At 71.2% G+C, this 20,102-nt stretch carries 11 protein-coding genes and 5 tRNA genes; 8 read left to right on the top strand and 8 right to left on the bottom strand.

Annotated elements, in window-relative coordinates:
- Both KBX26_RS23305 and KBX26_RS23310 read left to right on the top strand, forming a co-directional pair.
- Positions 1–1,808: FtsX-like permease family protein (locus KBX26_RS23305; RefSeq protein ID WP_374224322.1), on the top strand; the 1,808-nt coding region annotated here is incomplete at its 5' end.
- Positions 1,805–4,564 (top strand): FtsX-like permease family protein, encoded by a 2,760-nt coding sequence (locus KBX26_RS23310; RefSeq protein ID WP_210866428.1) that lies wholly within the window; start codon positions 1,805–1,807, stop codon positions 4,562–4,564. The genes KBX26_RS23305 and KBX26_RS23310, both read left to right, overlap by 4 nt.
- A gap of 85 nt (positions 4,565–4,649) precedes the next feature.
- Here the strand turns inward: KBX26_RS23310 and KBX26_RS23315 are convergent.
- Together KBX26_RS23315 and KBX26_RS23320 are read right to left on the bottom strand one after the other, a co-directional pair.
- A tRNA-Val gene (locus KBX26_RS23315) sits at positions 4,650–4,724 on the bottom strand.
- 30 nt (positions 4,725–4,754) lie between these two features.
- Positions 4,755–4,827, bottom strand: a tRNA-Gly gene (locus KBX26_RS23320).
- A 148-nt stretch (positions 4,828–4,975) separates the two neighbouring features.
- Here KBX26_RS23320 and KBX26_RS23325 point away from each other — a divergent pair.
- Positions 4,976–5,218, top strand: a complete 243-nt coding sequence (locus tag KBX26_RS23325) for a DUF6458 family protein (protein ID WP_030336096.1) — start codon at positions 4,976–4,978, stop codon at positions 5,216–5,218.
- A gap of 134 nt (positions 5,219–5,352) precedes the next feature.
- Here KBX26_RS23325 and KBX26_RS23330 read toward each other — a convergent pair whose 3' ends face one another.
- Complete coding sequence (locus tag KBX26_RS23330; protein ID WP_081883999.1) at positions 5,353–5,730, bottom strand: isocitrate lyase/phosphoenolpyruvate mutase family protein; 378 nt, start codon at positions 5,728–5,730, stop codon at positions 5,353–5,355.
- A 95-nt stretch (positions 5,731–5,825) separates the two neighbouring features.
- The gene (locus KBX26_RS23335; RefSeq protein ID WP_210866429.1) at positions 5,826–6,407 is read right to left on the bottom strand and encodes a TetR/AcrR family transcriptional regulator; all 582 of its coding nucleotides are present in this window, start codon (positions 6,405–6,407) and stop codon (positions 5,826–5,828) included.
- Between the two features lie 116 nt (positions 6,408–6,523).
- Here KBX26_RS23335 and KBX26_RS23340 point away from each other — a divergent pair, with 116 nt between their 5' ends.
- Together KBX26_RS23340 and KBX26_RS23345 are read left to right on the top strand one after the other, a co-directional pair.
- Entirely contained in the window at positions 6,524–7,258 is a 735-nt protein-coding gene (locus KBX26_RS23340; protein WP_210866430.1) for a GNAT family N-acetyltransferase, read from the top strand.
- 146 nt (positions 7,259–7,404) lie between these two features.
- A complete protein-coding gene (locus tag KBX26_RS23345) occupies positions 7,405–7,872 on the top strand; it encodes a winged helix-turn-helix domain-containing protein (protein ID WP_210866465.1) in 468 nt (155 codons plus the stop codon).
- Positions 7,873–8,133: 261 nt separating this feature from the next.
- Here KBX26_RS23345 and KBX26_RS23350 read toward each other — a convergent pair whose 3' ends face one another.
- From KBX26_RS23350 to KBX26_RS23365, 4 genes are all read right to left on the bottom strand, one after another.
- Complete coding sequence (locus tag KBX26_RS23350; protein ID WP_307857888.1) at positions 8,134–14,355, bottom strand: carboxypeptidase regulatory-like domain-containing protein; 6,222 nt, start codon at positions 14,353–14,355, stop codon at positions 8,134–8,136.
- Positions 14,356–15,061: 706 nt separating this feature from the next.
- Positions 15,062–15,136: transfer RNA gene (locus tag KBX26_RS23355), tRNA-Val, on the bottom strand.
- Positions 15,137–15,149: 13 nt separating this feature from the next.
- A tRNA-Cys gene (locus tag KBX26_RS23360) sits at positions 15,150–15,220 on the bottom strand.
- Between the two features lie 34 nt (positions 15,221–15,254).
- A tRNA-Gly gene (locus KBX26_RS23365) sits at positions 15,255–15,327 on the bottom strand.
- A 387-nt stretch (positions 15,328–15,714) separates the two neighbouring features.
- Here KBX26_RS23365 and KBX26_RS23370 point away from each other — a divergent pair.
- The 3 genes from KBX26_RS23370 to KBX26_RS23380 all read left to right on the top strand — a co-directional run bounded on the left by KBX26_RS23370 (position 15,715) and on the right by KBX26_RS23380 (position 20,039).
- A complete protein-coding gene (locus tag KBX26_RS23370; protein WP_030336107.1) occupies positions 15,715–16,317 on the top strand; it encodes a TetR/AcrR family transcriptional regulator in 603 nt (200 codons plus the stop codon).
- 69 nt (positions 16,318–16,386) lie between these two features.
- Positions 16,387–16,968: a TIGR03086 family metal-binding protein gene (locus tag KBX26_RS23375; protein ID WP_030336109.1), complete on the top strand. Its 582-nt coding sequence runs from the start codon at positions 16,387–16,389 to the stop codon at positions 16,966–16,968.
- Between the two features lie 140 nt (positions 16,969–17,108).
- Entirely contained in the window at positions 17,109–20,039 is a 2,931-nt protein-coding gene (locus tag KBX26_RS23380; protein ID WP_210866431.1) for a M36 family metallopeptidase, read from the top strand.
- Positions 20,040–20,102 lie beyond the last annotated feature (63 nt).

Below are 20,102 nucleotides of genomic sequence, written 5' to 3' on the forward strand. Positions count from 1 at the left end.
ACGCGCAGCCCACCGCCGCCAGCCCCCGCGCCGACGCGGTCCGGGTGCTCGCGCCGGCGCTGTTGCTCACCGCCGGCGCCGCACTGGCGCTCCGGGTGGTGCTACCCGCCCTGCGCGGCGCCGACCGGCTGGCGTACCGCGCCCGCGGGCTGGCGCTTCCGCTGGCGCTCTCCGAGGCCGCCCGCCGGCCGCAGGCGGTCGCCGCCGGGCTGCTCGTCGGGCTGGCCTGCGCGGCCGGAACGTTCGGCGTCGCCTTCGACAGCACGTGGCACCAGTCGCAGCGCGACCAGGGGGCGCTGTCCGTCGGCACCGACCTGGCACTGACCCTCAGCACGGCACCGGTGCCCGGAGACGGCGCGGTCGTCAGCGCGGCCACCGCCGGGGCGGTGAGCCCGGTCCTGCACCGCGGCACCGCCGTCGGTCAGTGGCTCGGCACCGCCGGCGATCCGGCACGTCTGGTCGCCGTGGACACCACCCGCGCCGACGCGCTGCTGCGCGGACGGCTGGACGGCGACCGCGGCTGGGCGGAGCTGGGTGCCACGCTGGCCCCACCCACCCGCGTCACCGGCCTCGCCGTCGCGGCCAACGCCCCGCTCGTCCTGAGCGGAACCGCTTCCGGCGACACCCCGCTCGCCGTGACGCCCCGGCTGCTGCTGCAGGACGCCACCGGCCTCCGCACGTCCTGCACCGGTCCCGCCCTCCCGCTCGACGGCCGGGAGTTGCGGCTGCCCAGCTGCGCGACCGCTGACGGGCTGCGCCTCGTCGCGGTCGCCCTGCCGGTCGTCGCCGACCCGGCCGGCGGCACCGTCGCCGTGGCCGTCACGCTCACCGTGCCGTCCGCCGGGTCGACCGAGACACCCGCTGACGGATCGGACTGGACCGCGACGTCCGCGCCGCCGGTGCCGAACAAGGTGACCGACCCGAGCATCACGCTGTCCGCCACACCGGCCGGAACCGCGCTGCGGATGGCCGCGACCGTCGAGCTCGACGGCGCCCCGGACGCCGCCCGGACCCTCGTCGCCACCGCCTTCCCGGACCCCGGCCCGGTGCCCGTCGCCGTCTCCGCCCGCTTCGCCAGCGAGGTGGGTGCGCACCCGGGCAGCACGCTCAGCGTCACCGTCGGCATCACGCCCGTCCCGGTCATCGTCACCGAGGTCGTGCCGACGGTGCCGTCCGCCCCGGGCGCCGTCGCCGTCCTGGCCGACCTGGACATGCTGTCGCGCGCCCGCGCCGTCACCGGCGACCTGACGTTCCCGGTCGACGCCTGGTGGGTCGGCCACCCCGCCGGCCCCGGTGCCGTCGAGCGGGCCACCGCCCTGCACCTGGGCACCGTCGCGACCCGTGAGTCGGAGACCGCCCGCCTCATCGGCGGTCCGCTGCGCGCCGGGGTGCCGGGCGCGCTCCGGCTCATCGTCCCGGCCGCGGCCCTGCTGCTGCTCGCCGGCGTCGTCCTGCACGTCACCTGCGACCTGCAGGTCCGCGCCGTCGAGGTGGCGCGGCTGCGCGGCCTGGGAATGTCCCGGCGCGGCATCCGGGCCGTGCTGCTCGGCCAGCACGCCGGCGTGCTGCTGCCCCTGCTCGCGGCGGGCGCGGCCGTCGGCGCGCTCGCCACCGGGGTCGTCGCTCCCCTGCTCGTACGCTCCGACACCGGTGCCGCGCCCATCCCGGCCGCCCAGCCACACTGGCCGTGGCCAGCCGAGGCCGCACTGCTCGCCGTACTGCTGGCCGGCTGCCTGCTGGCGGTCGCCGTCGTGGTCACCGTCCAGGTCCGCCGGGCCGACGCCGCGCACCTGCGGGTGGCACCGTGAACCGGTGGCTGACCCGCCGGTGGCCGGCGCCGCACTGGCCGAGCATCCGTGGCCGGGCCCGTGCCGACGCCGGTCCGCTGCTGCTCACCGCCGCCGTCATCGCGGCCGTCGCACTGCTCGCCGGGGCCGTGCCGGCGCTGCTGCGCGCCGCCGCCGACGACGCCGTCCAGGACGCGGTCCGCCGCGCCGGCAACGACGCGAACGTCCTCGTACACGCCGACTGGGAACGCGACGACGGCCCGAACGGCGGGCGGATCCGGACCGCCGGTCTCGCCGACGACGTCGAGGACTTCCGCGCCCGGGCGACATACGCGCTCGGGGCCGACCTGGACGCCGCGCTGCTCCCGCCCGTCGCTGTCGTCAGCGGCCCGATCCTCAGCGTCACCGAGGGCAGCGTGCCGCGTACCTTCCAGTTCACCTACCTGGCCGACGATCGCGACGGCCCGGCGGTGACCTGGATCGCCGGCAGTGCGCCCGGTTCGCCCTTCCCCGACGAGCCCGTCGAAGCCCCCTACGACGGGCCGCCCTGGCCGGTGCAGGTCGGCCTCGCCGAGACGGCCGCCGCCGCACTCAACCTCGGCCCCGGCGATCGGCTCCCGGTCAAGGACGGCCAGGGACGCGACAGGGACGTGCGGATCAGCGGGATCTACCGGCCCGCGGACAGCACCGACAGCACCTGGCGACTCGCCCCGGCGCTCCTGGGCCCCCTGCCCGGCGCCGACGGTGTGGGGATCACCCGGTTCGCCGGCCTGCTGTCACGCGAGTCGCTACCGGACGCCCGGCTCGCCGTCGACCAGGACCAACTGCGGCGCACTGTCCACTTCGCCCCCGAACCCGGCGCGCTCACCTGGGACACCACGGCGGCGCTCGCCAACCAGGTGGTCGCGCTCAAGGCGGCCTCCGGCTCATCAGGCGCCCGCGACGGGTCCCTGCGCTGGGAATCGCAGCTCGACACCACACTGCGCGACGCCCGTACGCGCGGCAACGCCGCTTCCGCGCAGGCCGCCGTCCTGCTCACCGGGATCCTGACCGTCACGGTACTGGTCCTGCTGCTCGCCGCCGCGCTACTGGTCCACCGCCGCACTCCGGCGTTGGGCGCCGCCCGGCAGCGCGGGGCGGCGTTACCCGACCTGGCCGCGGAGCTGACCATCGAGTCCACAGTGGTGTCGGTGTCGGCCGCCGCCGTCGGGCTCGCGCTCGCCCGCGCGGTCACTCCGGGCGTCTCCTGGACCTGGGCCGTTCCCGTGGTCCTGGCCGGCGCGGTCGCCGGGCCGGCGTTCGGCACCCTCGCCGCCGCCCGCGCCAGCCGCGACCGACGTCAGCCCGCCAACCCGGCCGCTCGGCGCTGGATCCGGGTCACCGGTCAGCTGCGCCGCGCCGCCGTGGAGGCGGCTGTCCTGATCGCCGCGGTCGCCGGGTTCGTCACACTGCACCAGCGTGGGCTCCTGCCCGACGCCGCCGACGGCGACACCGGTGAGCTGACCGGCGACCTGGTCCTGCCGATCAGCGCCCTCGCTCTGGGCGGGCTCGTCGGCGCGCTGGTCCTGCTCCGGCTGCTGCCCCTCGGGGCGCGGTTCGCGCTCCGCCAGGCGCTGCGCTCGCGTCGCCCGCTGGCCGTGTTCAGTGCCGCCCGGGTGGCCACCACGGCCGGGCGCGCGTTGCCGCTGCTGGTTCTCGTCAGCGCCACGGCGCTCGCGTCGTTCGCGCTCATCCTCGGCAGCACCGTCACCCGGGGTCTGGCCGACGGCGCGTGGAGCACCGTCGGCGCCGACGCCCGCCTCGACCTCGGCACCGACGCGCAGGCGGCGACGCCCGCACTGGCCGAACGCGTCGCCGCCGCACCCGGCGTGCAGCAGGTCGTCGTCGCGCAGGTGACCGAATCGGCGCGCGTCTTCGCCGAATCGACGCTGTTCACGCCCCGCCTGGTCGTCGTGGACGCCGCCGCGTTCCAGCGCCTGCTGGCCACCACCCCGTTGCCAGACGCGCCGGCGCTGGCCCGGCTCACCGCACCGGCTCCCACCCCCGGGGACGTACCGGCGTTGGTCCTGTCGAACGACAGCGAACTGCGGACCGGCGCCCGGCTGCAGCTACCCCGCGACGACGCCCCGGCGATCCGTCTCGCCGCGGTCGGTACCGCGCCCGCCGTCGGCGGCGCCGGCGACGTCGTCGTCGTGGACGCCACGGCCCTCGCCGCCGCCGGCCTGCCCGCCGTGGCGAACACCGTCTGGGTGACCGGTCCCGGCGCGGCGCGGGCCGTGTCGAACAGCGGCGTCGCCGCCGACGTCGTGCTGCGTGCGGACGTCCTGCGCGCGCAGCGGGTGGCTCCGCTGACCGCGGGGCTGCTGCGGCTGGCGTGGACGGCCGCCGCGGTGCTGGTGGCGCTGGGGCTGCTCGGCCTCCTGCTGGCTGCCGCCGCCGGTACGTCGGAGCGCTGGCACACACTGGTCCGGCTGCGCACCCTCGGCCTGCGGCCCCGCGACGCCCGCTGGGTCGCCGCCGGAGAGCTGCTGCCGCCGGTCGTGGTCACCGCCGGGTACGGCCCACTACTCGGGGCACTGCTGGCCCGCCTGACGCTCGGCCCGCTCGACCTGCGGGTGCTCACCGGCCAGCCCGGCGACCCGGCGACGGTCCTGCCGTGGTGGCTGCTCGGCCTGGTGGGCGTGGTGCTGCTGGCGGTGGCCGCCACTGTCGTCCCGGTCGAGTCGGCGCTGCGGCGACGCGACCGGCTCAGTGAGGTGCTCCGCGCCGGCGAGTGAACAGACGCCCCCGGTGGTGCGGGCCGGAACGCCGAGGCCCGTCACCGGATGTCCGGTAACGGGCCAGTCGATGTGCCGGTGGAGATGGTGGGCGATACTGGGTTTGAACCAGTGACCTCTTCCGTGTCAAGGAAGCGCGCTCCCACTGCGCCAATCGCCCGTGGTGGCCCCCCGTGGGGGGCGGATCGCGAGCGGACGACGGGATTCGAACCCGCGACCCTCACCTTGGCAAGGTGATGCGCTACCAGCTGCGCTACGTCCGCACGTCCCCGACTCGCGTCGGCGACAGGTGAACTCTACCCGATGCCAAGATCGCTTGGCACAGCACCCTGGCCGGTCGGCGGTTGCGCTGGTCGCCACCGGGGTACTGAAGGGCTCGACAGCGCACCACACCCCCTTAAGGAGGCTGTCGTGGGTATCGGCACCAGCATCTTCCTGATCGCGCTCGGCGCGATCCTCACCTTCGCACTGGACGCGAGCGTCGGCGGCATCAACCTCGACGTGGTCGGCTGGATCCTGATGGGCGCCGGACTGCTCGGCCTGATCATGACCACGCTGATCTGGGGTCGCCGCCGTCAGGTGGTCACCACCACCGAACAGCCGGTGGAGTACCGCCAGGTCGAGGAACGGCGGGACATCGCGCCGCCGCTGTGACCCGGCCCCCCGGCGCCGCTGACGGCGCCGCCCGGATCACCGTGACGCCGAGCCGGCCGCCCCGCTGAGGGACGGCCGGCTCGGCGCACGACGACCTTGGATACGCCGGACAGCGCGCGGCGCAGCCACACCGCTCAGCGCATCAACGCGTTGAGGGTGCCGTAGTCGAGGGCGTCCGCCAGCGCGCCGTACGTGCCCGCGCCGAGCGCCTCATCCGCCGCGCGGCGGGCGACCGTGTACGCGGCCTCCGCGACCGAGGAGCCGAGGCTCACCCGGGCCACCCCCAGCCGGGCCAACTCCGGCACTGTCGGCGCACCGGGCCCGGCCAGCACGTTCAGCGGCGCCGGCACCGGTCGCACCAGCTCTCGGATGGTCGCCGGGTCGACCACCCCGGGCACGAAGATGCCGTCCGCGCCGGCCGCGAGGTAGGCATACGCTCGGGTCAGCGTCTCGTCGACGCCCCCGGCGCCGCTGAGGAACGTGTCGATCCGGGCGTTGACGAAGAGCGGCAGGCCTGGTGGTGACCCACCGAAGGGGCCGGTCGTTGCTCAGTGCCCGCACCGACCTCGCCGAGGTCCGGGTTACCGGGCGGCCCGCTGGTGGGCGGTCAGTCCAGGCAGGTGAGCGCGACCTGGGCGTACCGCGTCAGCGCCGCCCGGTCCGGGGTGATGGCGCCCATCACGCGCAGACCCTGGAGGCTGGTCACCAGGAAGCCGGCCAGGTCGGTGGCGCTGCGGTCGGTGGTGATCTGACCTCGCAACTGGGCCTCGGCGAGCAGGTCGTAGAGCGCCAACTCCAGGGACTGGGTGGTCGAGCGGAGCCGCTCGGCGACCCGCACGTCCTGGTGCGCGCGTTCCATCGAGGCGCCGACGATGAGGCAGGAGAGGTGCCGGCCGTCGCCGGTGATGTCGTCCACCGCGCCGATGAAGACCTCGCGGATGACCGCTCGCGCGTCGTTGCCGGAGCGCAGCAGATCGACCATCGGGGCGGCGTAGCGCTGCCGGTACAGGTCGAGCACCGCCAGGTAGAGGCCGTCCTTGCTGCCGAACGCGGCGTAGATCGAGCCGCTGCCCAGGCCGGTCGCCTCGGAGAGGTCACGCATGGAGGTGCCCTCGTAACCCTTTCTCCGGAACACGTCCATGGCAGCGTTGACCGCGGCGTCGAGGTCGAACTCCCGGGTACGTGCCATGACCGAACCCTACCCACTATCTGGAACGATCGACAAAGTACCGCCGGTCACAGCCGCCGGGCCGGCCGTTTCCCCTGCTCGGGGCAGGTGCCGGCCACCGCGTTACGATCCAGATCATGGAGCCTCTCGACACGGTGCTGGCCGCGCACCGGGCGTACCTGCTCGGGTGGAACATCGGCGTCACCGGAGGCCCGGACCTCCCGACCTACCGCAGTGACGTGCCGCACGCGCCGCTCAACGGCGTGCTGCGGGTGGCCGGGCGCACCCCGCACGACGCGCTCACCGAGGCCCGGCAACGCCTGCACGGCGTACCCCGGATCTGGTGGGTCGGCCCGGACAGCGACGCCGGCACCGCGGACGCCCTGATCTCCCTCGGCGCGGTGGAGGTCGCCCGTATGCCGATCATGACGGTGGAGATCGGGGAGGCGGCCGATGTGCCGACGCCCACCGGCGTGCACATCGCCGAGACCGCCGACCTCGCCGCGTTCGTCCCGGCCTATGCCCGGGTGTCCGGGATTCCGGCGGACGGTGTGGCGGCGACGATCGAACGGGAGAAGGCGTTCACCGGCGACGGCACGCTGCTCCGGCTGGCCGGCCACCTCGATGACGGCCGGGTCGTCGCGACGGCCGTCGCCTGGATCAGCCACGGCCTGGTCACGCTCTACTTCGTCGGCACCCAGCCGGAGCAGCGCCGCCGGGGCATCGGTGCGGCCATGACCAGGGCCGCCCTGGATCTGGCCGCCGAGCGGGGCGTCCGCACCGCCGCCCTCACCTCGTCGGCGGTCGGTGAGTCGGTCTACCGCAGCCTCGGCTTCCGGCCGGTGGGCGAGTTCCGCCTGCTGACCTTCTGACGACGAGCGGGCGCCGGCCGGCGCAAACCATTGACTACGCGGTTCAGACAGCGTTGTCTTTTACTGTCGCCTGGGGAGGTACGACAGTGATCGACGATGTGTCCCTCGTGTTCTGCGTGACCGCTGACGTGTCGGTGCGTGAACGGATGGTCCGGCGCCTCAACGGCCTGGGCACCCTGGTGATCTGCGCCGACCTCGCGGAGTTGCAGGCGATGATCGGCGGACCGGTGATCAGCGGCCCGGCCCGGGTCGCCACCTCCACCGCCGCGCCCACGCCCGCCCTCGTCGCAGCCGGCGCACCTGTCGGCGCGGCCGGTCAGATCAGCCTCGGCGACCTCACCATCGACCCGCTTGAGCACCGGGTGACGTGGCGCGGAGAACCGCTGGCCCTGACCCGACTCGAACGCAACCTGCTCACCCAGCTCGCCACCGCCCCGGTCGGCGTCTGGACGTACGAGCGGCTCTTCGAATCGGTCTGGGGCTGCGCGTTCCTCGGCGACACGTCGACCCTGCACTCGGCGGTGAAGCGGCTACGTCGCAAACTGCGCGCCGCCGACGACGTCCTGCGCGTGCACACCGTACGAGGCGTCGGCTACCGGCTCAGCGTCGACTGACGACCGACGGACCACAAGCGAAACGGCTCGTCACCGGGTCTTCCGGTGACGAGCCGTTCTCCTCTGGCCATGTCCATCAAGTGCTCGCCGAGGTCTTTCGTGATCGTCCCTCGTAGGTCGGCTCACGAGCGGGCCGTGTGCATTTTCAGGGCGAGCGTCGGTGGCCCCGGGAGTCGTTCGGCTCAGCAGGTCCGTGATCCAGGTGCGGACACGGGCCGTGCGAATCCGAGCGTTGGCCCGGGTTGGGGGCGGGTGGACGAATCAGGACGTGGGCGGGTTGATCCGCAAACCGATGCCAGGTCGGAGCACCGGTTGGCGGTAGACGTACTGGAGTGCGCGGGTACCTTCGGCGTTCTCGATGCCGATGACAGCGCCGCCGCCCCTTTCCTGGAACGTGCCGTCGAGATCGGCATAGACGAACGAGTATCCGCCGGTCTCGTGGATTATCAGTTGGAAGGAGACCCGGGTCAGATCGTCGACGTGGGACAGGACGTTGTGCCATTCGATGACGTACTGGCGGTTTGACCCGGTGCCGCGGATCTCCGCACGCACGGCAGCGTCGTCGTCCACTATCCAGTCGTGCCAGAACGGATAGATGGCCGCGTCGGGCCCGTAGTAGCCGTCCGGCTCCGCAAGACGGTCGGGGTACGAGTGGGACTCGCCCGGATCGACGAAGCTCAGATAGCCGTTGATGTCCAGCCAGCCATTGGCGTACCCCTGTCCGTACAGGGTGGTCGGGAATGGCAGGGTGATCGGGATATAGACGTCGTCGCCCGTCAGCGGTAGCGCCGGTCCGGTGACCGGGGTGAGCACCATCGGCTGCTCGGCGATGGTGTATCCGGCACCGGCCGGGGTCGTCGTGGTCGGGAAGTCCACCGTTCTTTGGGTGTTCGAGCCGACGTCGACAGACTCGACGGAGGAGCCCTTGCAGGCACCCGCGTGCAGCGTGGCGGTGATCGCGTGCGTGCCAGCTGGCACGTCCTCGATCTGGTATGTGCCGTTGGGTGCCGTCGTCGCGGCCAGGCCCGCGGTGGTGACGGTCGCGCCCGGTACCGCGGCGCCCTGGCAGCTGACGATGCCGGAGACGACACCGGTGCCCGGAGGGCTGGGCCGGAACACCACACCCTGACCGGATGTGAGCAGGGTGTCGTGGTGCAGGTACTGGAAGCCGATGGTGCCGGCACCGTTCTGGATCCCGACGGTGGCGCTGCCTCCCCGCTCGATGATGTTGGCTGGATCGATATCGGCGTAGGCGAAGGTCATGGTGCCGTCTTCGTCGAAGATCACTTCGAAGGACGCGCGCACCGTCGGGTCGCTGGAGTGGTGCACATTGCGCCACTCCACCACCCACTGCCGGTTCGGAGCCGTGCCCCGTGCGGCGGTGGCGATGGCGGCCGACTCGTCGACCACCCAGTCGTCCCATAGGACCGCTACCACGGGTTCCGGCTCATCATTGGGCCCCGGGGTCGGTATCGGTTGGCTTTGACGGAGGTCTCCGGGGTGCCGGAAGACGACGGCACCGCTCCAGGTGAGCCACACCGAGTTGTACGACTCACCGTAGATCTTGACGGGGAACGGCGCGTTCACCTGCCAGTGGTCCTCATCCTCCTCGGGAGCTACCTCGATCTGGGTGCCGGGGATGAAGGTCTGTGGTCCGGTCTCGCAGGTGTAGCCGAACTCGTCCCCGTCGACCATCACCGAGAGGTCAACATCCGAGGTGCCACCGGCATGGTTGACCACCTGCCTGGCGGACTGGCCGACGCAGCGGTTGTCGCTGGTCGAGGAGATCAGGACGTACTCGCCGACCGGCACGTTGGTGAACTGGTAGCCGCCGTCCGCGCCGGTGGTGACGGTCGTTCCGGTCGTGCTCATGGTCACGGTCGCCCCGGCGACAGGCGTGGAGGTCACCGCTGTGGTCAACGTGCCGGTGATCGTCCCCGACGCCGCAGGCGTGTACGTGATCGACGAGTGGGACGTCAGCGACGGTTCATGGGCGGAGAAGACCGCCGCGACGGTGCCGGAACCGTTCTCAAGGCCGATCACGGCCGCATCGCCACGTTGTCTCGGCGATGTCATCTCGCCGTAGTGGAAGACGATCCGCCCGTCCTCGTGGAGCACCAACTCGAACGTCGTCCGGTCAGATCCGTCGTAGAAGGCCATGTTGCGCCACTCCACGGCGAACGACCTGTTCGGCGCGACACCAGTGAGTTGGCTACGGATACTGGAGGACTCGTCGGCTACCAGGTCCTCCCAGAACGGGGCCACCACGGCGTTCGGCGCGTCGCCGTCTGGCAGGAACCCGTACCAGCCGAACGGATCGTCCTGTGGTTGGAAGCTCAGCAGTCCGTTGGTGTACACGGCAGCCGTGGAGTAGGTCCCGCCGTGGTATCGCATCGGGAACGGCAGGGTGACGGAGGTGGACTCGTCGTCGCCGGTCAGTGGGATGACCGTTGACGCCGCGACGTAGCCGGAGGCGCCGACCGTGCAGGCGTAGCCGAGGCCGCCGTAGTCCGGGCCGAGTTGCAGATTGCGGACGAGGTTGGCGTTCAACTCCACCTGGACCCGGGCCCTGCTCCCGCATCTGGTGTCCGGCACCGTGGAGACGGCGTAGCTGTCAGCGACCAGGTCGTCGAACGCCCACGCCCCACCCGCGCCGGTGACGGTCGACATACCGGACGGGTCCAGGGTCACCCTCGCCCCGACCACCGCGGCGCCGGCCGCGTTGACCAGCGTGCCGGACAGGTCGTGCAACGCCAGCGGACTGGCGGTCTCCGGGCGGCCGAACACGATCGCCCGGCCGCTGGCCAGGACCGCCTCGGCTGTGGAGTAGCGCAGCCCGTCCGCACCGGCCGGGGCCTCGATCCCGACCGCCGCCTGCGCTCCCTGCTCGACCGCGCCGTCAAGACTGTCGTAATTGGTGGTCACCGTGCCGTCCGGCGCCAGGATCACCTCGAACGACACCCGCTGCGCGGTCGACGCTTTCCGGTGCACGTTGCGCCATTCGACCACGAACCGTTCGTTAGCTCCGGTACCCGTGGTCGCGGTCCGCACACTCGCCGAGGCGTCCACCACCAGGTCGTCCCAGAACGGTGCCACCACCGCGTTCGGCTCGGCAGGCGCCGGCAACGACCCACCTGTGTACGGATGCGAACCACCGGGGTCCGTGAAGGACAACAGCCCGTTCGTATCCAGCCACGCCGACCGGTACGCCTGACCGTAGAACGGGAAAGCGAACGGCAACCCGACCGCGGTCACCGCGTTGTCCCCCGACAACCCGACCACTGTGTCATTCGCCGCTGTGAAACTGTTCGCCTGCTCCGCGCAGGTGTACCCCGAATCATCTGAGTACGGGAACAGGTACAGGTCCAGCCACACACCCTGTCCATCGACCAGCAACTGCTGGCTGCCCGACAACCCGCACCGGCCACCCTTGACACCCGACACCGTGTATGTGCCGGGGGCGAAGCCGGAGAACGAGTATCCGCCGTCGCTGCCGGTGACCACCTGGAGGCCACCGGGTTCCAGCCTGACCGTGGCTCCGACGACCGGCATGAACGTCATGACATCGATCGCTACGCCGGACAGGATCGTGGCGGGCTTCACGACGAAGCTTCCCTGCGTCCTGCCACTGACCCGGTTGCCGTCATCGACCGCGACCACGTACAACGGGCGTTCACCAGTGATCGCGCCTACCGGCACCGACACGGTCGCCGTTCCGCCGGGCGCCGACGCGATCACCTCGTTGGCCAGCGACGTGTTGTCGGCACTCCACCGGAATTTCGTCACGTTGGTGTCACCACCGGCGCTGAACGTCACTGACATCTGCGCTCCAGCGGTGGCATTCGTGCCGTTCGGGAACGTCAGCACCGGTTGCAACGGCACCGCCAGCTCCGCGATCCTCGCCGCCGTCTCGACGAAGTTGTACATCCGCACGTCATCGATGTCACCGGGCCAGTTGTGCCCCAACATCCCCGCATACATCATCGCCCCGATGCGTAAGGGGCCCGTGGCATTGAAACCTGCGGTGACCGTCCCCGTGCCCGGCTGCAGCACACCATCGACGTAGAGACGGAAGGTCTTCGTACCTCCGTCGTACACGCCGGCCAGGTGGGTCCATTTACCGATGACCGGAGCAGCGGTGGATGTGATGTTCTGCCCGCCCGACTGGTCCGCATCGGCCTCGTTCATCTGGAAGCCCCACCGGTTGGCCCCCATGATGTACCCCAACCAGAACGGCGCGGTCCGTGCGCCATCAGCAGCGACGGCCGCCTTGTGCCAGTTCGGAATAGCAGGCAGTCGCACCCGGGCGGTCACCGTGAAGCTGCTGTCCGTACGAACCGGGGTGATCACCCCGGTATCCGGGTGCGGATACTGCACCGGCCCCCCGGTCGAGGCATTGCCCTGGGCGCCATCCAGCACCAGCGCCTTGCCGACACCGGCCCGCCCGGTCACGCGGTCCGCCCCGGACCCGGACAGCGACACGGTGTTACCGTGCCCGGTCACGTCGGTGGCCGTACCATTTGCCTCGTCGAACTCCCACTGCGCCGCAGGACCACTGCCCGCGCGCACCGAGAACGTGTACGTGGCCGGCGTCGCCGAGAATCGACCAGCGTGATCCTTCGCCCACACCCACAACACGTTCACACCATCGTGACGCGGGAAAAGCGTCACCGACGCCCCGTAGTCCGTGGTTCGCGCCGGCACCGTTGCGGCCGCGGTCAACACACCCGAATCGAGTGTGTACGCATACTCCTTCACCTCATAGGCACGCGTCGACGGCGGCGCGATGTTGAACGTCCCGGCGAACGAGACCCCACCCCGGGGCGCACCATCCGCCGGATACTGGGACGACGTCACCGGCCCCGGTGTCGGCGGCGGCGTCGCGTCGACAGTGAACTCACACGTCCCCGACCAGTCCCCATAATGCGACCCGTCATACGTACGCGACTGCCACACGTACGTCCCACCATCGGTCAGCTTTCCTGCCGGAATCGCCTTCGACACCGACGACGGGTTACCCGACGCCTGCGACACCTTGTCCGTGTCATTACGCGCCCCGCCCAACGGCCACCAGTGAAACCAGGTCGTCAACGACTGCTGCGACGAATCCGGATCCGAATGCCTGACTGCCAGGATCGGCGTCTGTGTCAACACATACGGCCGATTCGCACCGGTGCCACACGCTTTACCGTCCGACAACCGATCGGAGGGCGCGCCCGGCTTGGTGTTGTACGTGATCGCCAGCTTCGGCGACGAGTGGTTGAACCGCTTCCACTGGTTCAACGTCCCCTCGCTCACCGCACGCAACCCCATGGTCAAACGCGACGAGTTGGCACCCGCCGCATGTGCCACCATCGCGGTGGCGTTGAACTCGACAGTGCCCGGCCCGGCGCAGCCGTGGACCGCGCCGTTCTTCCGGTTCGCTGCGGTCTGCGCGGTGTAGTTACCGTCCCAGACCGGCTGCTTGTCCCACGTCGTACCCGACGAGATCGGCCCCGTCATCCACAACTTGGCGTTGGATGCCGGGCTGCACGTCCAGGAGTGCCGCTGCTCGATCCGGAACTTCGCGTCGAGAATGTACTTCCCGCGCACCGCGCTGGTGTCCATCTGGAAAATCGAACGGACGATGTGGTCGGCGCAGCCGGAGCAGTCCTCGGTCCGGCCCGCGCCCGCGGAACCGTTCGTCCCGCCGTTGGTCAGGGCGGTCGAGTTCTTCCAGAACGAACTGGTCGGATGCTTGCTCCACACCGACGTCCACTCGCCGCCGGCGATGCCGCCCGTCCAGGACGGGTCGATGAAGATTGGATACTTGGTGCCCGGATCGGTGAGCAGCTTCCGGTCCGGCACCACCGTCAACTCACCGCCGGTCACCTTCACCGGCATCACCGCCTGCCGCGCCCCCTGCGGCGCGGTTCCGGCCGGTGACGAGGGGATCTTCGCCGCGGCGTCTGGCGCTGAGGACGGCTTGCCTGCCCCATCAGGGCCGACCCGTGCCGCGTCCGACTTCTTCGCCGGCGTCTGATCCGGTCCCGGTGACGTGGCCGCCTCCGGCAGCGGCGTGGAATCCCACATCAACGGAGCCGGCGCCTCGAAGACCTTCTTACCGCTGCCATCCCGGGCGGCGAGCCCGCCACCCTCAGCCGCGGTGACCGTCACACCCTTCGTCGACAGACCGAAGCGCACCGCCGCCAACTTCGGATGCGCCGCCGCCGCCGGCGTACGCACCACCAACACCTCGGAGAAACCCGACACCAAGGCCGTCACCCGCAGGTCCACGTCCGGCAGCACGTTTCGATACACCGCCGAATCGCCCTTCACCACCGGCGCCGGCAATTTCCCCGGCCAGGACATACCCAACTCACGCTCACCATCGCGAACCCGAGCCAGCACCCCGTCACCACCCGGCGAGAACACCACCGGCAACACCGTCGCCCGCGGCACCACACCCTCCGCGGTCACCTTCAACGCCGTGTCCACGGGCACCCACGACGAACCCTTCCGCACCCGAACCGGCTCGATTCCCTCCTCCAACGTCCGCGACCCGTCAACGTTCAAGAACGTCTGCGAGTACTCCGTACGCTCAGCGAGAATCTCCACTCGACGACCACAGGTATCGACCATCTTCCTGGCCGCTGACGCATCAGCGGAAACATCCACACAGGACGCGCGAGCTGGTGGGGCGGGTCGCGCCGACGCCGGGGACACCGGCAGCGCAACCGACGTGGCCACCACCACAAACGCGACCAGCGCACATCCAGCGGCCCGAGGAGCCGTACGACGGGCACGCAGGAACCAGCGACCGCGACCGAACATTGAAGCCCCCGTGTGTCAGACCGCTACGGCTTGATCATTTTAAGTAGCGCCGTTATCGCCGTCAATACCGAAGGTTGTCAATTATTCACAGTTAGTGCTGGCCTCTTCCATTGGCCACCGGGTCCCATCTCAGTCGCCTCGAGAGGCATGGGCCTAAGCGCCTAATATGAGAGCTTTTAACGCATTAGCAAACTGCCTGCCGCACACCCAGCAAGCGGGAGCACTTCCGACCGTGAAAGAGGGCCGGACAACAACATGCGCCCAGCGGTGCCCACCTACCTTTTGAAGGGCCAGGGCTCCGCGTCGCTCCCACGTCAGGAGCATCACAAGCGAAACGGCTCGTCACCGGGTCTTCCGGTGACGAGCCGTTCTCCTCTGGTGGGCGATACTGGGTTTGAACCAGTGACCTCTTCCGTGTCAAGGAAGCGCGCTCCCACTGCGCCAATCGCCCGTGCTTGTTGCCGAGGTGGGGACGGGATTTGAACCCGCGTACACGGCTTTGCAGGCCGTTGCCTCGCCTCTCGGCCACCCCACCGAGGTTGCCCCCGTCATACGTGGCGGCAGCTCCGAGCGGACGACGGGATTCGAACCCGCGACCCTCACCTTGGCAAGGTGATGCGCTACCAGCTGCGCTACGTCCGCACGCCCCCGGACGTTCCCGGGTGACGGATGAGAACTTTAGCCGAGTAGGTGTTTGACTGCCAACTCGGGGTCGCCTCGGCGCGTCCCGGGTGGCCGGGGCTGGAGCGGAGTCACCTGCGGCAGGCTTCCTAGGTGGCTGGCCTGGTGTCTGAATCCAGCACCGACCGTCACACTCCGACATTCCTCGGCAATGATCGTCACCATCGCGTCGCATACCTGACCATCGACGTCTCGACGCCCCGGCACTGGGCAGCGGACCTCGGTGAACACTCTCCGTGGAACGACCGACGACACCCAAAAGAAGTGTCCGGCTTCCGACTGCCACGGTGTGGATCGGCGCGCGGTGGTAACTGTTCGTGTTCAGTCGGATGGGCTACGGTAACGGTCGTGACGAGACGTGCGGCCGAGATCCGCCTGGATGCCCTGCTGCGCACCGCCTGCGACGTGATCGTGGAGCGCGGTCTGGCCAACACCCGGACAGCGGACGTGGCGAACGCCGCGGGCGTGAGTCAGGCGTTGGTTTTCTACCACTTCGCCACCAAGGAGCGGCTGCTCGCGCAGGCCTTCGCGTACGCGGTCGAACAGGACCTGGCCCGGCTGGACGCGGTGACCCGCTCCTCCGCCCCGCCACTGACCAAGCTCCGCCGGATCCTCAAGCTCTACACCCCGGCCGGGAGGGCGACCTCCTGGTCCATGTGGATCGACGGCTGGTCGGAATCCCTGCGTACCCCGGAGTTGGAGAAGGTCTCCCGCCGCCTCGACCTGCGCTGGCGACAGGACCTGGCCGCGGTGATCACCGCCGGGGTGGCCGACGGCACCTTCCAGTGCGCCGACGCCGACGGGGCCGCGTGGCGGATCAGCGCGGTGATGGACGGCCTCGCCGTCCAACTCGCCGTGCACGACCGGGTGATCTCCCGCCGCCAGTTCGGCGAGTGGGTCCGGCTGGTCACCGCCCGAGAGCTCGGCCTGGACCCGGCCGACCTCGACTGAGCACCGGTCCCCGCACCGAGCCGGGCAAAACGGACTCAGTCCGCCCCGTCGACCGGAACAATCGGCGGCATGGACCTCTTGGAGGCGTACCGCCGGAGCCTGGCCGAATTCATCGACCGGGTGGACCAGATCCAGCCCGGCCAGTGGTCCGACCCGACACCGTGTTCGGACTGGGACGTCCGCACGCTGGTCAATCACGTGGTGACCGAGGACCGGTGGAGCGTTCCACTGCTCGCCGGGCGGACCATCGAGGAGGTCGGCGACCGCCTCGACGGTGACCAACTCGGCGCCGACCCGATCGCCACCGCGCGGGAGGCCGCCGCGCAGGCCGAGATCGCCGCCACCCACCCCGGCACGATCGACCGCACCGTGCACCTCTCCAGCGGCGACACACCGGCCGCCGAATACCTCCAGCAACTCCTCGCCGAGCACCTCGTGCACGGCTGGGACGTGGCGGTGGCGATCGGCGCGCAGCCGCAGCTCGACCCGGACGTGGTGCACGCCGCCGCCCGGTGGTTCGCCGGCCAGATCGACGCCTACCAGCGCAACAACCTGGTGCACACCGGCGTACGGGTGCCCGACGACGCCGACGAGCAGGACCACCTGCTGGCCGCGTTCGGCCGCGACCCCGACTGGGCGCCGAGCGCCTGAGCGAATCTCGATCTGTTCGTGTGACAGCGGCTGCGGACCTTGCCGTGACCTCGGGAGACTGATATCCACAGATGCGCATGCGTCACCGCGCATCTGTGGTCGGCGGCTCGCCGGCCATCCCGCTCCCACGAGGAGGTCCCGTGCCACAACCGGAGTGGTCACCCCCGATGAGCCGGCGTCGACGCCGGCTCATCGCCATCCTGGCGACGACGGCGACGGTCGCCGCGCTGCTCCCCACCGGCGTGAGCACCGCGGCCCCCACCGGCGGCGCGACATCCGCCGAGCGCCGGTCCGGGCCCTTCGCCGAGGGGCACACCCCCGCCGACGCCGACAACCGCGCCGGTACGGCGGCACCTGACGCCCGCCAACGCGGCCTGGCCCGCGTCGTCGACCCCGACGTCCGGTGGAACCGGCTCGGCACCCCACAGGCGCTCGGCCCCGGCCGCACCCCGCTGGCCAGCGGGCTGCCCGCCGACCCGGAGGCCGCCGCCCGCGCCTACCTGGCCGCCAACCAGGACCTGTTCGGCATGGACGCCGCCACGGTGGCCAGCATGGAACGGGTGCTGGTCCGACCGATCGGCAGCGGCACCGTCGTCACCCTCCGGCAACGCTTCGGCGACCTGCCCGCAGGGCCGGACGGCCTGGTCACCCTCGCGGTCGCCGACGGCGCGGTGCTCTCGGTCAGCTCCTCGCTGGCCCGCGACACCGGCACGCCGGCCCCGGCAACCCGCACACCCGAGCAGGCGTACGCCGCCGCGCTCGCCGACGCCAAGCTGACCGCCGACGCGGTGGCCAGCCACACCATCCGCCAGGTGGCGGTGCCCACCCCGCTGGACGGGCCCCGGACCGCCTACGAGGTGACCATGATCGGGGCGGACACCGAGCATCCGGCCGCGTTCACCAGCTACGTGGACGGCAGCACCGGGCAGGTGCTGGTTCGCGAGGACCTGGTCGACTACGACTCCGACAACCCGAGCTGGGCGGTCTTCCCGGCCACTCCGCCCCGTGACCTGGGCCCCGGGCAGGATCCCCGGGTGCGCTGGTGCGGCGACCCGACCCCCGGCTGCCAGGCCGCCTGGCGCGACCCGGCCACCGGCCAACCGTGGGACGTCGACGCGGCCACCGGCACGCCGACCTTCACCTCGCGCGGCAACTCGGCCAACACGGTGCTGTCCTGGGGCGCCAACACCCCGGTCGTGCCGGCCCCCACCAGCCCGGAACGCCGCTACGAGTACCCCTTCACCGACCAGTGGCACCAGGCGAAGTGCAACCCGGAGGTGTTCACCTCCGCCCAGCGCAACGACGCGGACGCGTCGATCGCCAACCTCTTCGCCATGCACAACCGGATGCACGACTGGTCGTACCAGCTGGGCTTCACCGAGTCGGCGTGGAACCTCCAGGCGGTCAACCTCACCCCGTCCGGGCTGGGCGGTGACGCCGAGCAGGGCCGTGCCCAGCAGGGCGCGTTGAGCGGCAACCGGAACAACGCCAACCAGGGCACCCCGCGCGACGGGCTGCCGCCGACCACCAACATGTACCTCTGGCAGCCGCAGGCCGGCGGGCCGTACCCGCCGTGCGTGGACGGCGACTACGACATGACGGTGATCGGCCACGAGTACACCCACGCGATCACCAACCGGATGATCGCCGGCCCGGACAGCGGGATCAGCGGCCACCAGGGCGGGTCGATGGGTGAGTCGTGGGGCGACCTGCTCGCCGCCGAGTACCTCTTCCAGCACGGGCTGCGCGCACCCGGCGAGACGCCCTTCATCACCGGTGGCTACGTCACCGGCAACCTGGTCAGCGGCATCCGCAACTACGACCTGAGCCGCAGCCCGCTCAACTACTCCGACATCGGTTACAACACCGCCGGCCCGGCCGTGCACGCCGACGGGGAGATCTGGGGCGCCACCAACTTCCGGGTCCGCTCCGCCCTGGTCAAACGGTACGGCCTCGGCACCCCGCAACGGCAGCTCGACTGCGCACTGGGGAAGGTCGCGGCGGATCAGTGCCCGGGCAACCGACGCTGGTCGCAGCTGGTCTTCGACTCGTTCCTGTTGCAGGCCGCCAGCCAGGTCAGCATGCTCGACATGCGGGACAACATGCTCACCGCCGACCTGCTCCGCTTCGGCGGCGCGAACCAGGACCTGATCTGGGCCGAGTTCGCCCGCTCCGGGATGGGCCGCGACGCCGCCACCAACGGTGCCGGCGACACCGACCCGACGCCGAGTTTCGCCTCGCCGCGCGGCGGCAACGCGACGCTCACCCTGCGCCCACGGGGAGACAGCGCCGACGCGCCGATCCGGGTGTACGTGGGGGCGTACGAGGCGCGGGCCGTGCCGGTGGCCGACACCGACCCGGCGACGCCGATCCCGGACACCGTGGAGATGGTGGCCGGCACCTACGACCTGCTCGCCGTGGCCCCCGGCTTCGGGCACCAGCGGCTCAGCGTGGTCGCCAAGGCCGGCCAGGACGGGTACGTCGACCTGCGGATGAGCCGCAACCTCGCCTCCGCCGCGTCCGGCGCCACCATCAGCGGTGACGGGGTCAACCTGGACCGGGTCGTCGACGACACCGAGGCGACGAACTGGGCGTCCCTGGACGGGGTCGCCGGCCGGCAGCTCACCGTGGCGCTGCCCGGCGGCACCCCGCAGACGGTCAAGCGGGTGAACGTCAGCGCGATGCTGCGCCCGGCGATCACCGGCGACGCCGACACCGGCGCGCAGAACGCGCTCACCGCGCTGCGTTCGTTCGCGGTGTCCGCCTGCAACGCGACGACCACCGACTGCGCGGATCCGGCGCGCTGGCAGCGCATCTACACCAGTGCGGCGGACGCGTTCCCCGGTGGGGCGTACCGGGCGTACAGCCGGGACATCAACCTCCGGACGTTCGCGGTACCCACCACCCTCGCCACCCACCTGCGACTCGAGGTGCTGGCGAGCCAGTGCACCGGTGGCCCGCACTACGCGGGTGAGCAGGACGACGACCCGGCCACGACGACGGACTGCGCGACCGCCAGCCCGGCCCGGAGCCAGGTCAGGATCGCCGAGTTCCAGGCGTTCTCGAAGTGACGTTCCAGACGTTCTGGAAGTGACCCAGTGGGGCCGGCGGTACTCCGCCGGCCCCACTGCCTC

Origin of the sequence: Micromonospora sp. C97 (assembly GCF_018070385.1) — a bacterium.
In the GTDB taxonomy this organism is placed as follows: domain Bacteria; phylum Actinomycetota; class Actinomycetes; order Mycobacteriales; family Micromonosporaceae; genus Micromonospora; species Micromonospora parva.